Below are 12,713 nucleotides of genomic sequence, written 5' to 3'. Positions count from 1 at the left end.
TATGAAACACACCATATTTCTACTTCTAGTATTATCAATATTTAGCTGTAATAACGCACCAGAACCAATTGTAAAAGTAGATACTATAGCCATTCAAGAAGCAAACAAAAAGGCCTTTCATTCTGTTTTAAACAAACATTTAGAAGCTGTGCCTAAAAAGGATTTAGAAGCTATGAAAAACACCTTAACTCCTAATGGTAATATGCAACTTATTTTACCAAGTACTGAGCCAACATACACAAATGCAGACTTTATGCAATACCATAAAGATTGGTTTGCAGCAGATTTAGAGTGGTCTTTTACAACCAAAGTATTGAATACAAGTATTGGTGAAACATTAGGGATGGCCATTGTAGAAGTTGTCTATAGTGAACCGCTTCGTAACGGTAAACCTTATTTTAATAAAATGATAGTAAGTTACGATTTGCAAAACATAAATGGCCATTGGTATTTTATTAAAGATCATGCCAGTTCTGTTAAAAAATCTACAGATTAAAAAACAAATCAGGTGTTTTGAAACCAAATTCAATTTAACGTTTAAGAAATAAAATTAATGAAAAAACTTTTCCTATCCTCTTCATTTGTTGATGTTGCAGAATTTTTAGAACCTTTTGTAGGTGAAAAACTAAAGCATAAAACAATTACGTTTATTCCAATAGCAAGTGTTCCCGAAGACTATAAAGGCTATGTAGACGACGACAAAAAAGCATTAGAAAAATTAGGCCTTATTGTACAAGACTTAGATATAGCCAATACCTCTCAAGAAAAAGTTAAAGAAACCATTGAAAAAAACGACTTTATTTACGTTTCTGGAGGCAATACATTTTATTTACTTCAAGAACTTATAAAATCTGGAGCAGATAAAGTTATAAGTTCCGAAATAGAAAATGGTAAAGTATATGTTGGCGCTTCGGCAGGTTCTGTAATACTATCTAAAAGCATTACATATGTTGAAGAAATGGATGATAAAACTAAAGCCGAAAACCTAAAAGACTACAGTGCTTTAAATAGTATAGATTTTTATCCGTTACCACATTACACAAACGAACCTTTTAAAGCAGCAGCAGATAGTGTTTTTAAAGCGTACGACTCTAAAATTAAACTCGTTCCAATAAGTAACACAGAAGTTATTCTAGTAGAAGATAACAAAATGTCTATTGCTGGAAAAAGATAAAAGAAAACAACAAGCGTTTTACATTAACAGTTAAAATATATAATAACTATCTGTTATCTTAAGCCATATTAGCTTTACTTATTTCTAATTTACAGATGCGATATTTTATACCTTTATATTTTAATGGCAGCAATTACAGAGGTTGGCAACGCCACAGCAGTACAACAAAGACTATTGAAGATATTAGCGAAAAAACTCTATTATAATATTTTAAACAACCATTTAGAAGTTATACCTAAAAAGGTTTTAGAAGCTATTAATATTACATTAACACGATTTAGAGAAAATAAATGGCAATAGAAAACATACCCGAACTTTATATTGAGAATAAAAAAGAAAGCCCAGATTTATTTGTTTACGACTTTAAAATGACCACAGACGTTGTTAAAAGCAAAGTGAATTTAGGTATGAATATGTTTAGTTTTTTGCAAGTTGGTAAAAAGCAAGTCCATTTTGCAAATACCTCTAAAGCGGTAAATAGCGAGCAATCGTTATTACTAAAAAAAGGAAACTGGCTTTGGACCGAGTTACTTGACACAGAAGCCATTTATTATTGTAAACTGTTCTTCTTTTCAGAAAAAAAACTTACCGATTTTTTAAGTAAATACACCAAAAACGTAAAGCCTTACCAAGAAAAGGTGCCATATTTTGTAATAGAAAATGATGATTATATTGCGTCCTTTATAAGTTCGTTATCTTCCATCACTTTTGAAGATTCTCCATATTGCGATGCAATATTAGCGCTTAAATTTGACGAAATACTATTGTACTTACTAGACAAATATGGTAGTGAGTTTGAACATTACTTACACGCATTAATATCTAAAGAAGTGTCGCCTTTTAAAAATATAGTTGAAGACCACATACACTCTAACCTAAAATTAGAAGAAATTGCATTTTTATGCAATATGAGTTTATCCACTTTTAAAAGACATTTTACTGCAGAATATAAAGAAGCTCCAGGAAAATGGTTAAAAGATAAGCGTTTACAAAAGGCTAAAGAGTTGCTACAAGGAGGCGATTTAAAAGCGTCTGACATCTATTTAGACGTCGGTTATAACAACCTTTCTAACTTTAGTGCCGCGTTTAAAAACAAATTCGGAATTAGTCCAACCGAAATTTAAATATTCCTATTTTATTTTAAACTACTAATAATCAGTATTTTAATAATTAATTAAGATTTAATTAACACTAGTTTTTACTATCTGGACTGTTTTCATAAGTTATTGAACTGTATCAATAAATACGAATCCTCTCCTCCATTCTATCTTTGTACCATAATTAAAATGCTTGTCACAAAGTATTTATTCACATTAAAAAAACTTATAATTATGGCAAATGTAACTAAACCCGAATTTAAAGAAAAGTATGGAAACTTTATTGGAGGAAAATTTGTAGACCCAGTTAAAGGTCAATATTTCGATAACGTTTCTCCTGTAGATGGTAAAGTATTTACACAAGCAGCACGTTCAACACAAGAAGATATCGATCTTGCGTTAGACGCAGCACACGAAGCATTTCCTGCTTGGAGTACATCATCAGCAACAGAGCGTAGTAATATGTTATTAAAAATTGCTCAAGTTATGGAAGATAACTTTGAGTACTTAGCAACTTTAGAAACGATTGATAACGGTAAACCAATTCGCGAATCTCGTGCAGCAGATATCCCTTATTGTATCGATCACTTTCGTTATTTCGCAGGTGTAATTCGTGCAGACGAAGGTAGTATTTCAGAACATGATAAAGATACAGTAAGTATCGTATTACATGAACCCGTTGGTGTTGTTGGAGAAATTATTCCATGGAACTTTCCAATGTTAATGTTAGCTTGGAAAATTGCTCCAGCTTTAGCAGCCGGTTGTACAGCTGTTGTAAAACCAGCAGAACAAACACCTACAAGTGTTATTATGTTAATGGAACTTATTGGTGATATTTTACCAGCAGGTGTATTAAACATTGTAACTGGTTTTGGTGCTGAGGCTGGCGCGGCTTTAGCAACATCTAAGCGTATTGCAAAGCTATCTTTTACAGGTTCTACGGAAACTGGGCGTAAAGTTTTACACAATGCTGCCGAAAACATTATCCCTGTAACTATGGAATTAGGTGGTAAATCTCCAAACGTATTTTTTCCATCTGTAGCAGATCATGACGACGATTTCTTTAGTAAAGCTATTGAAGGTGCATTAATGTTTTCTTTAAATCAAGGTGAAATTTGCACTGCTCCATCACGTATTTTAGTGCATGAGGATATTGCAGATCTTTTTATCGAAAAAATGAAAGTGCGTTTAAAAGCAATTAAAACAGGAAACCCATTAGATCCAGAAACAATGATTGGTTCTCAAGTTTCTAAGCCACAATACGACAAAATTCTTGACTATATTAAAATAGGAAAAGATGAAGGTGCAGAAGTTGTTGCTGGTGGTGATGCTGGTAATTATGAAGGTGAACTTTCTGAAGGATACTACATCCAACCTACAGTATTAAAAGGAAATAATAAGATGCGTATTTTCCAAGAAGAAATTTTTGGTCCAGTTGTAGCTTTAACAACATTCAGTTCTACAGAAGAAGCAATTGCCATTGCAAACGATACGCCTTACGGTTTAGGTGCCGGTGTTTGGTCTCGTGATGCACACGAATTATACCAAGTACCTCGTGCTATACAAGCAGGTAGAGTTTGGGTAAACCAATACCATACTTATCCTGCTCACGCACCATTTGGTGGCGTTAAAGAATCTGGTTTTGGTCGTGAAAACCACAAAATGGCTTTAGATCATTACCGTGTTGTAAAAAACATGTTAATCTCTTACGACAAGAAACCAATGGGCTTCTTTTAATTAAAACAATTTAAATTACCATTATAATAAAGCCTTGGATATATCCAGGGCTTTATTTTGTTTAATAACCCACAAATTAAACAAAGTATAAAACAAGTAACTGCACTACTCCAATATAAAAAACAAACCGTTATTTTTGCGCAAAATTAAAATCTCTAAATGCAGAATTTAAAAACACACTATCATCCAGAGGTTATAGACCTTGAAAACAAATCTGTCTTTACAAGGTTAGCGACCAGAAGCATTGTTATTAATGGCGATTCTATTTTACTACTTTACACTAAAAGATATGAAGACTACAGTCTTCCTGGAGGTGGTTTAGATCTAGACGAAGATAAAATAGAAGGCATGAAAAGAGAGCTTAACGAAGAAACTGGTGCCCAAAACATTAGAAACATTAAACCTTTTGGTATTTACGAAGAATACAGACCTTGGTACAAACCAGATTTCGATGTGCAACACATGATTTCCTATTGCTACACTTGCGAAATTAATACAGAGCTCGGCAATACAAGTTTAGAAGCCTACGAAACAACTAACGGTATGCAAGCCGTTTGGGTTAATATACACACCGCTATAGCGCATAATATTAAAATAATGGCTACAAGCGATAAAAAAGGCATGTCTATAGAACGAGAAACTTTTTTATTACAGCTAATAGCAGAAAAGAAAACGCTTAGTATTATTTAAAACACAAAAGCATAAATTAAAAAGTTTATGCTTTTTTTATGCAATACAATCTGTACCGTTTAAAACATATAATAACTATCCTATTTATTTAGGTTGTAACCATTTTACAATACTTAGTTTTACTTTTTCTAATACAACACATGCGATATTTTATACATTTAGGCTTTAATGGTAGCGATTATAGCGGTTGGCAAAAGCAAAAAGCCACCACAAATACGGTACAAGAAGTTATAGAAAATACACTTTCTCAAATATTTAAAAAGAATATTAGCGTTTATGGTTGTGGCAGAACAGATGCAGGCGTGCATGCAAGTCAATATGTAATTCAGATTAATTTAGACGAAGCACCAACATTCGATTTAAAATTCCGAATGAATAAAAACTTACCCAACAGCATCGCCGTTTTCGAAATTATAGAAGTTACCGTAGAGCAACATTGCCGTTACCATGCCGTAGCACGCTCTTACGACTATTTTATACATTGGCACAAAAACCCAATACTGCATAATAAAAGCTCCTTTTATCAAGATTATAAGTTGGATTTCGATGTAATGAAACAAGCCACAGTGCTTATTCGCGAAACCAAAAACTTTAAAGCCTTTTGCAAGCAACCCGATGTATACGATAATACGTATTGTAATATTACCGACTGCCAACTCTTTATTAACGAAGCACAAGGCAGAATGCGTTTTACAATAACCAGCAACCGTTTTCTTCGCGGTATGATTAGAATTTGTGTGTATTATTTACTAGAAGTTGGTCGTGGTAAAATAAGTTTAAACACATTTAAGCAAATTTTAAGACAAGAAAAAGAGTTAAAAATAACCTATGCTGCACACCCAAATGGTCTTTTTTTAAGTAAGATTGAATATCCCTTTTTAGAGTTAGACAATTCTCAGAATTTGGTAAAAATGCTTAGTTTTGGTTTAGAGTGATTTTAATTTAGTTGAAATTGTAATCACTAGCTATTGATGCATAATTCTATAAAAACACATATTCAAAAACTCTGTATTTGGATTATGAAAATAATACTTTTTAGTATTGTTGTTCATCTTTTAATGCTAGCTATGCTTTTAATTGGAAAAATAAACGGTTCTCATTATAATGATGCTATAAGCTTAAAAAAAAGACTTTTTATGCTATTAACACAAGTTGTTGTTTTCTTTAGTGTAAGGTTGATTGTTCGTAAAATGAAGAAATAATTTAACTACTCACCTACTTTAAATTGAGAACGAAATCTACCTTTTTATTTAATATTTCAGTTTTTACGGGTTTCCGTAATAATTATTTAATGCGCTGTTTTAATTTTGGATTTGAAGTGAATTTCGAAAACAAGCTAGTTAACTTATGTTAATAACATCTTTTTAAAAGTTTTAAAATCATTAAAAAAAAGAGCATAAAAACATAACTTCGCTCTACGCTTATTATATAAACTTTTCAAATAAAACTTAACCAAAACAAAAAATGATCAAAAACATTACTATTATTATTGCACTTTTATTTTTTAGTCCTAAATTATCAAGTCAAGAAGAAATTAAATTAGGAAATAAAGATGGAATAAAAATAACTTATCAACTTCTTTTAGAGGATGCTGGAAAAAGAAAAGACAAATATATTTTAATTGTTAATGCTGCAAATGAAGGCAATACGGATTTATACTATGATGTCAAATTAACAGAATCTAATGAAGGAAATTGGGAGCTTCCAGTTATGCCAAGTGCTAAAGGGTTTTCTAAAGTCTTAGTAAGAAATTCTACAGGTCTTTTTGGAGATGGACAATCGTTAATAGGAGATTTAACAAAGTTAGTAACTACAGATAATTCAATACTGTTTGAATTAAAAAAAGGTGACATATATACACAAGAGACTACCTTTAAAGTAAAAAAAGACGTTAAACCACTAATTACTAATACATTTTCTAAAACTATAAAAGAATTAGAAAATTACGATCTTAAAATAAGTGCAGAGATGTTAAAAGGTGATTATGTCTCAAGTTGTGGAAATATTAAAATTAATATTAATGTCAGAAATAGTGAAGAAAAAGGAGATTTTATTATTCAAACAACTAATGGAAAACAATTTGTTTGGCTTCGCAATTCAGAAACAACTTTTGTTAGAGAGAATAATGATGACTACACTTTAACTTTTAACAAAGACAATAATACTTATACTTACTCTACCTCTGATGGCATTACTTGCGATTGGATTAAAGCCTAAAATAGAACTTGGCTTAACTTATAATGTAAAAAAATGAAACGATTCTATATCAACGAAACATTGTGCACAATGTAAAAAAAACAGAACTATAATGACAAAAGATAAATGGAACGAAGTATATAACATTTTTGAAAAAGCATATAATGATTTTCAAATGGAATATCCAACCTCTCAAAATGGAAAGAATCTAAAAATCAGAGAAGCTTCAGAAAGAAGGGTCGATAACAGCATTCAAATCGTAAGTACTTGGATGGGAATTCATCCAGAATTAATGGAAGTATTTGCAGGAAAGGATGCGAGAATAAATGACAAAGCATTCGCCTACGATGAATTTCTAAAACCAAGATATTTCCAAAAAGATATGCCTGAATATTTAAATCGAATTAAAACACATATTAATTCATTATAACAATAAAACTTGGAAGACAAGAATTACAAAATATTAGAAGAAATCAACAAGTCTCTAAAAGAAATGAATATTCGACAACAGTCGGATGAAATGATGGCGGATACAAATGAAATTATGGACAGAGTGGAACGAAGAGTTGAACATTCGACAAATCAAATCCAAAATAGTTTTGACCGTATACACGATAAGGTTTTTAATTTTAATAATATTCTTATTGCAACTTTTATGGTTCTTGGAACTTTTCCAAGTGACTCACCAATTTTAAAGTTATGGACAGTAGTTTTTCCCATCATCAATTTAATATTTCTAATTTGGCTTGAAATACGTCAAATGGAGATTCATAGATTTGCAGCTAATGAAAAGGAATGGACCTCTGTCGAAAGAAAAAAATATGGAAAACGAATTAGTAGTCAAACTCTTCTTTCTTTACTTTCATTTGGATTTTCATTGGCTTGCCTAATTTATTTAGTAATTAAAATAATGTAAATAAAAACACTGTACACAACACAGTATATTATCTATGGATTGGTCCGTGCCAATACACGCCACAGTTCATACACGCCACAGTTCATACACAAACACGTTAAGCGAACCAATACAAAATTTCTATCCACACTTACTATTCTCTTACTTTTTGAAAAAACAAAAGATAAAACCGATAAGAAAGAAAAGAAAATATATTGGAATTTATTAAGTAATATCTCGGGTGTTTACTACGCTTTAGGTAATTATGATAAAGCTATAGACTATGCAAAATTACGCGAAACAGTAGATTATAATAAAAAATGGTGTTTTAATTTAGAAATAGCCGAAAAAAGAAAAGAAGTAGTAGCGAAAAACAAAAGCTAAGCAATTAGTTTTATTACATAAGGAAAACACTTTAAAGTCATTTTAAAGTGTTTTTATGTTTATATCCGTTTTTCAAATGCGCGTTCTTAGATAAAACAGTATAAAATCTTCAATCTATTCCGTAACTTTGTTGAGCTAAGAAAAAGAATAAATTTAAGAGGTTTCCGTCTTCACGGAAAAACATATGATAAACATTCACAAAAAAACATTACAAGATTTAGAATTCGCAACAGTTTTAGAGCAAGTTAGCGAGTACTGTGTTACCAATTTAGGTAATAAAAAAGTCTTAACAATAGAGCCATTTCACGACAAGGAAACATTACTTAATGCGTTACAATTAACCAATGAGTATGTCTCTTCTTTTTATAACGATAATCGTGTGCCAAATCATGGTTTCGATGCTATTACAAAAGAACTACAGTTATTACGAATAGAAAATACCTATTTAGAAACACACAGTTTAAAAAAGATAATTTCTATTTCTATTACCGCAAACGAGGTTGTTAAGTTTTTAAACAAGTTTGAAGAATACTATCCAAACCTGCAACACTTTGCGCAACGCATACAAGTAACAACGGCGTTAATAGAAAAAATTGACAGTATTGTTGATCGTTTTGGAGATGTAAAAGACAATGCTTCGGCACTACTTTACGAGATTCGCCAGAGCATGAACAAGCTAAAAGGTAAAATTAATTCTAGTTTTACGTCGGCATTAAACCAATACCATAACCTTGAGTATTTAGACGATATTAGAGAATCGGTTGTAGAAAATAAACGTGTACTTGCTGTAAAAGCCATGTACAGACGTAAGGTTAAAGGCGCAATAATGGGCGGTAGTAAAACCGGTAGTATTGTTTACATAGAGCCAGAAACCACTTTACAACACACAAGAGAACTTAATAATTTAGAATACGAAGAAGGTGAAGAAGTTGTTCGTATTTTAAAAGAAGTGACAAACTTTTTACGCGACTTTTTACCGTTAATAGAAGGTTATCAGAGCTTTTTAATAGAAATAGATGTAATTGCTGCTAAAGCAAAGTACGCAAAATCTATGGATGCTATATTGCCAGAACTTAGCGAGAATCGTGAGTTATATTTACGAGATGCCTATCACCCACTGCTCTATTTAAACAATGTCGCGAAGAAAGAAAAAACGTTTCCGCAAACCATAGGACTGAATAATGATAAACGCATTATTGTTATTTCGGGCCCAAATGCAGGTGGAAAAAGTATTACTTTAAAAACCGTTGGTTTATTACAGTTAATGCTGCAAAGTGGTATGCTTATTCCGGTACATGAGCGTAGTACGGTTACTATTTTCGATCGTATTTTAACAGATATTGGAGATAACCAATCTATAGAAAATCATTTAAGTACCTACAGTTACCGTTTAAAACAGATGAATTACTTTTTAAAGAAAGTAAACAAAAACACACTGTTTTTAATTGATGAATTTGGAACAGGTTCCGATCCAGAACTTGGTGGAGCTTTAGCCGAAACTTTTTTAGAGGAGTTTTATGCCAGAAATGCTTTTGGGATTATTACGACACATTACGCTAATTTAAAAATGTTAGCGAATGAAAAAGAGGAAATGATAAACGCCAACATGATGTTCGATGAGCGTACTTTAGAGCCCATGTATAAATTGGCTTTAGGTCAGGCTGGTTCTTCGTTTACATTTGAAGTCGCACAGAAAAACGGAATTCCATACAGTTTAATAAACAGGTCTAAGAAGAAGATAGAACGCTCTAAAGTCCGTTTTGATGCTACGATAGCAAAGCTTCAAAAACAAAGAGCTAAGCTTGAGAAAACAAGCGAATCGTTAAAAGTAAACGAAAAGAAAAAGCAAACTGAAGCCGATAAGTTAGAGGAAGTAAATATTAAGATTCAGAAAAAACTGGAAAGCTATCAAGAGCTTTACGATAGTAACCAGCGCCTTATTTACTTAGGGCAAAAGGTGAACGATATTTCGGAGAAGTTTTTTAACGATAAAAAGAAAGGCGCTTTAATGTCTGAGTTGTTCCGTTTGGTTCAAATTGAGAATTCTAAGCGTAAAAAAGTAACTGCAAAACAAGCAAAAGCCGAAAAAGTAAAAGTGACACAAGTAAAACAAGAAGCCGAGAAAAAGGTTGAAGTGATACGTAAGAAAAAGAAAGAGGCAAAAGCAAAAGCGAAACTAATACCCGAAAAACCAAAGCATATTCTTAAAGTTGGAGATCGTGTGCGCATGGAAGATGGTCGTGCTGTTGGTACTATCGATAAACTTGAGAAAAAGAAAGCGGTTGTTAATTATGGTATGTTTACTACTAATGTAAATGTCGATTTATTGGAGCTTGTTGAGGCTGTTAAAAAGAAGTAGCTTTTTATTTTGGTGTTTTTTTTAAGACTTTCCTTCTTTTAAATATTATCACTTTTAAAAATACTATCATTCCTGCGAATACTGTCATCACTATGAAAACTGTCATTCCTGCGCAGGAAGGAATCCATAAGATAATGTAACAAACAAAGTAGATTCCTGCCTCCGCAGGAATGACAAACCGAAGAATTAAGTTTTATATTTAGTTTTCAAAAGGTAATTTATATAGTAAGGTTACAAAATAGCAATCTTTTTAATAAGCATGTAAAACAGACCAATAAAAGTATTGAATACTGTCCTTCCTGCGGAGACAGGAATCCATAAAGAGAATGTAACAAACAAAGTGGGTTCCTGCCTCTGCAGTAATGACAAACCGAAGAACAAAGTTTAATCTTCAGTTTTCAAAATGGTAATTTATTTAACAAGGTTATAAAATAGTAACTTGTGTAATACCGTAATAAAACAGACTAATCAAAGTATTGAATGCTGTCATTCCTGCGCAGGCAGGAATCCATAAAGAATACCACTACAAACAAAGTTGATTCCTGTCTCCACAGGAATGACAAAATAAATCCTTACTCATAAACATCCCAATCTCCTGCTAAATCACTCCAATTTGGATTATCTTCTTGGATCAATTTAATCTTCCAAGCACGTTTCCATTTCTTCATATTCTTCTCTCTTTTTATAGCATCATTTATGTACTGAAAAGTTTCAAAGTGAACTAAATTTGTAAGATCGTATCTTTTGGAGAATCCTTCAATTATTTTTTTCTTATGCTCAAACATTCTACGTTCTAGATTATTCGTTACACCAATGTATAGCGTTCCATTATATTTATTAGAAAGAATGTATAAATAATATTGATGTTGTGTTTTGAACATAAGCGTATTACTAAGATACATAATTTATAGTACTCAAGTGGATTCCTGCCTCCGCAGGAATGACAAACCGAAGAATTAAGTTTTATATTTAGTTTTCAAAAGGTAATTTATATAATAAGGTTACAAAAATAGCAACCTTTTTAATAAGCATGTAAAACAGATAAATAAAAGCACTAAATACTGTCATTCCTGCGCAGGCAGCAATCCACAAAGAATATTATAAAAAACAAAGTGGATTCCTGTCTTTGCAAGAATGACAAACCGTAAATACGAAAAACACACAATACAATTTAATAAACATTTAACGGCAATAACCTTTTAAAAGAGACAACTTAAATAGTAAAATTGTATTTTTGTAATGTGATTAAAGCACTTCCAAAAAACAGAAAACTAATCCTATTCGATGGTGTTTGCAACCTTTGTAGCTCATCTGTACAGTATGCGATTACACATGATAAAAACAATGTTTTTATGTTTGCTGCATTACAAAGCGATGTTGGTGATCAAATCATTAAGCATTTTAAAATTGATGCTTCTAAAACGGACTCCATCCTACTTTATTCTCCAGAAAAAGATTCGTTAAAGATTAAATCTTCGGCTGCTTTACATGTTGCTAGAGATTTAAGTTTTCCTAGAAATTTACTATCAGTATTTTTAATAGTGCCTCCTTTTATTCGTAATTGGGTTTACGATTTTATTGCCAAGAACCGTTACAAATGGTACGGTAAGAAAGAAAGCTGTTGGATCCCTACTCTAGAATTAAAGGCTAAGTTTATTGGAGAAGTAAATACATGATCAGATACCTATTACCTTTTGTTTACTTCTTTATTAGTAAAGAATACTCAAAATTAGGCATAAAAAAAGCCTGAAAACAATTTCAGGCTTTTATACTTTTATTTAGATTGGATAATTAAATAATATTAGCACATTTTAGGTTTTTGCTTTTTTGAAGCAATTAACTTTAAATAAGCTGCTTTGTTATAATTTTCAATGTCGATCTCTTCCATTGTCTTAATACCTTTTATATTTATAACAACAGTTTTTTCAACATCTAATGTATTAATTGTTTCAGTTTTTACTTCTTTAATTTCGAGGGACTGATTGTCTTGAGCTGATGCAAAAGAGACAAAAAGAAGTAAAAGTAATGTTGTTAATAATTTCATTGTTTAGGTAATTAAGAGTGTTTAACACTTCAAATATATAGTAGATGCTTCTCTATCAGTTATATAATCGGCAAACTACCAAAGTATTTGATTTGCGTATGTTTATTACAAATTTGTCCGACCAACTACACAATTAA

16 protein-coding genes are annotated in these 12,713 nt (G+C 31.6%); 14 read left to right on the top strand and 2 right to left on the bottom strand.

Translation table 11 applies throughout. The features are described from left to right. Position 1: 1 nt before the first annotated feature. The 13 genes from ASC41_RS13195 to ASC41_RS13140 all read left to right on the top strand — a co-directional run bounded on the left by ASC41_RS13195 (position 2) and on the right by ASC41_RS13140 (position 10,532). Positions 2–496, top strand: coding sequence for a YybH family protein (locus tag ASC41_RS13195; protein ID WP_055437125.1), 495 nt, complete (start codon positions 2–4; stop codon positions 494–496). A gap of 57 nt (positions 497–553) precedes the next feature. After that, complete coding sequence (locus ASC41_RS13190; RefSeq protein ID WP_055437124.1) at positions 554–1,174, top strand: Type 1 glutamine amidotransferase-like domain-containing protein; 621 nt, start codon at positions 554–556, stop codon at positions 1,172–1,174. Positions 1,175–1,297: 123 nt separating this feature from the next. Continuing rightward, on the top strand, positions 1,298–1,474 hold the full coding sequence (locus tag ASC41_RS16940) for a hypothetical protein (RefSeq protein WP_160318809.1): 177 nt from the start codon (positions 1,298–1,300) through the stop codon (positions 1,472–1,474). Beyond that, the gene (locus ASC41_RS13185; protein WP_055437123.1) at positions 1,465–2,298 is read left to right on the top strand and encodes a helix-turn-helix domain-containing protein; all 834 of its coding nucleotides are present in this window, start codon (positions 1,465–1,467) and stop codon (positions 2,296–2,298) included. Before ASC41_RS16940 ends, ASC41_RS13185 begins: the two co-directional genes overlap by 10 nt. Before the next feature lie 207 nt (positions 2,299–2,505). Further along, positions 2,506–4,008 (top strand): aldehyde dehydrogenase family protein, encoded by a 1,503-nt coding sequence (locus ASC41_RS13180; RefSeq protein ID WP_055437407.1) that lies wholly within the window; start codon positions 2,506–2,508, stop codon positions 4,006–4,008. Positions 4,009–4,167: 159 nt separating this feature from the next. Continuing rightward, positions 4,168–4,698: an NUDIX hydrolase gene (locus tag ASC41_RS13175; protein WP_055437122.1), complete on the top strand. Its 531-nt coding sequence runs from the start codon at positions 4,168–4,170 to the stop codon at positions 4,696–4,698. A gap of 140 nt (positions 4,699–4,838) precedes the next feature. Beyond that, positions 4,839–5,633, top strand: a complete 795-nt coding sequence (gene truA, locus ASC41_RS13170) for a tRNA pseudouridine(38-40) synthase TruA (protein WP_055437121.1) — start codon at positions 4,839–4,841, stop codon at positions 5,631–5,633. Between the two features lie 84 nt (positions 5,634–5,717). Then, on the top strand, positions 5,718–5,900 hold the full coding sequence (locus ASC41_RS13165) for a hypothetical protein (RefSeq protein ID WP_152971476.1): 183 nt from the start codon (positions 5,718–5,720) through the stop codon (positions 5,898–5,900). A gap of 262 nt (positions 5,901–6,162) precedes the next feature. Beyond that, entirely contained in the window at positions 6,163–6,915 is a 753-nt protein-coding gene (locus tag ASC41_RS13160) for a hypothetical protein (protein WP_055437119.1), read from the top strand. A 91-nt stretch (positions 6,916–7,006) separates the two neighbouring features. Beyond that, positions 7,007–7,324 (top strand): hypothetical protein, encoded by a 318-nt coding sequence (locus ASC41_RS13155; protein WP_055437118.1) that lies wholly within the window; start codon positions 7,007–7,009, stop codon positions 7,322–7,324. Positions 7,325–7,333: 9 nt separating this feature from the next. After that, the gene (locus ASC41_RS13150; RefSeq protein WP_055437117.1) at positions 7,334–7,810 is read left to right on the top strand and encodes a hypothetical protein; all 477 of its coding nucleotides are present in this window, start codon (positions 7,334–7,336) and stop codon (positions 7,808–7,810) included. A gap of 39 nt (positions 7,811–7,849) precedes the next feature. Further along, positions 7,850–8,173: a hypothetical protein gene (locus ASC41_RS13145; protein WP_055437116.1), complete on the top strand. Its 324-nt coding sequence runs from the start codon at positions 7,850–7,852 to the stop codon at positions 8,171–8,173. Positions 8,174–8,357: 184 nt separating this feature from the next. Further along, a complete protein-coding gene (locus ASC41_RS13140) occupies positions 8,358–10,532 on the top strand; it encodes an endonuclease MutS2 (RefSeq protein ID WP_055437115.1) in 2,175 nt (724 codons plus the stop codon). Between the two features lie 572 nt (positions 10,533–11,104). On the opposite strand, the gene ASC41_RS13135 is transcribed toward ASC41_RS13140, so the two are convergent. Then, a complete protein-coding gene (locus ASC41_RS13135) occupies positions 11,105–11,413 on the bottom strand; it encodes a GIY-YIG nuclease family protein (protein ID WP_055437114.1) in 309 nt (102 codons plus the stop codon). Between the two features lie 360 nt (positions 11,414–11,773). Between ASC41_RS13135 and ASC41_RS13130 the strand changes: the two genes are divergently transcribed. Beyond that, a complete protein-coding gene (locus ASC41_RS13130) occupies positions 11,774–12,208 on the top strand; it encodes a thiol-disulfide oxidoreductase DCC family protein (RefSeq protein WP_055437113.1) in 435 nt (144 codons plus the stop codon). A 125-nt stretch (positions 12,209–12,333) separates the two neighbouring features. Here the strand turns inward: ASC41_RS13130 and ASC41_RS13125 are convergent, their stop codons facing one another. Then, positions 12,334–12,576 (bottom strand): hypothetical protein, encoded by a 243-nt coding sequence (locus tag ASC41_RS13125; RefSeq protein ID WP_055437112.1) that lies wholly within the window; start codon positions 12,574–12,576, stop codon positions 12,334–12,336. Between the last annotated feature and the right edge of the window lie 137 nt (positions 12,577–12,713).

This window comes from Lacinutrix algicola, from assembly GCF_001418085.1.
In the GTDB taxonomy this organism is placed as follows: domain Bacteria; phylum Bacteroidota; class Bacteroidia; order Flavobacteriales; family Flavobacteriaceae; genus Lacinutrix; species Lacinutrix algicola.
This window is presented reverse-complemented; position numbering and strand designations above follow the sequence as displayed.

Bases quoted from the DNA above. Each gene is read 5' to 3' on its own strand.
- ASC41_RS13195 (WP_055437125.1), top strand. From the start codon at position 2: ATGAAACACACCATATTTCTACTTCTAGTATTATCAATATTTAGCTGT.
- ASC41_RS13190 (WP_055437124.1), top strand. From the start codon at position 554: ATGAAAAAACTTTTCCTATCCTCTTCATTTGTTGATGTTGCAGAATTT.
- ASC41_RS16940 (WP_160318809.1), top strand. From the start codon at position 1,298: ATGGCAGCAATTACAGAGGTTGGCAACGCCACAGCAGTACAACAAAGA.
- ASC41_RS13185 (WP_055437123.1), top strand. From the start codon at position 1,465: ATGGCAATAGAAAACATACCCGAACTTTATATTGAGAATAAAAAAGAA.
- ASC41_RS13180 (WP_055437407.1), top strand. From the start codon at position 2,506: ATGGCAAATGTAACTAAACCCGAATTTAAAGAAAAGTATGGAAACTTT.
- ASC41_RS13175 (WP_055437122.1), top strand. From the start codon at position 4,168: ATGCAGAATTTAAAAACACACTATCATCCAGAGGTTATAGACCTTGAA.
- truA (WP_055437121.1), top strand. From the start codon at position 4,839: ATGCGATATTTTATACATTTAGGCTTTAATGGTAGCGATTATAGCGGT.
- ASC41_RS13165 (WP_152971476.1), top strand. From the start codon at position 5,718: ATGAAAATAATACTTTTTAGTATTGTTGTTCATCTTTTAATGCTAGCT.
- ASC41_RS13160 (WP_055437119.1), top strand. From the start codon at position 6,163: ATGATCAAAAACATTACTATTATTATTGCACTTTTATTTTTTAGTCCT.
- ASC41_RS13155 (WP_055437118.1), top strand. From the start codon at position 7,007: ATGACAAAAGATAAATGGAACGAAGTATATAACATTTTTGAAAAAGCA.
- ASC41_RS13140 (WP_055437115.1), top strand. From the start codon at position 8,358: ATGATAAACATTCACAAAAAAACATTACAAGATTTAGAATTCGCAACA.
- ASC41_RS13135 (WP_055437114.1), bottom strand. From the start codon at position 11,413: ATGTTCAAAACACAACATCAATATTATTTATACATTCTTTCTAATAAA.
- ASC41_RS13125 (WP_055437112.1), bottom strand. From the start codon at position 12,576: ATGAAATTATTAACAACATTACTTTTACTTCTTTTTGTCTCTTTTGCA.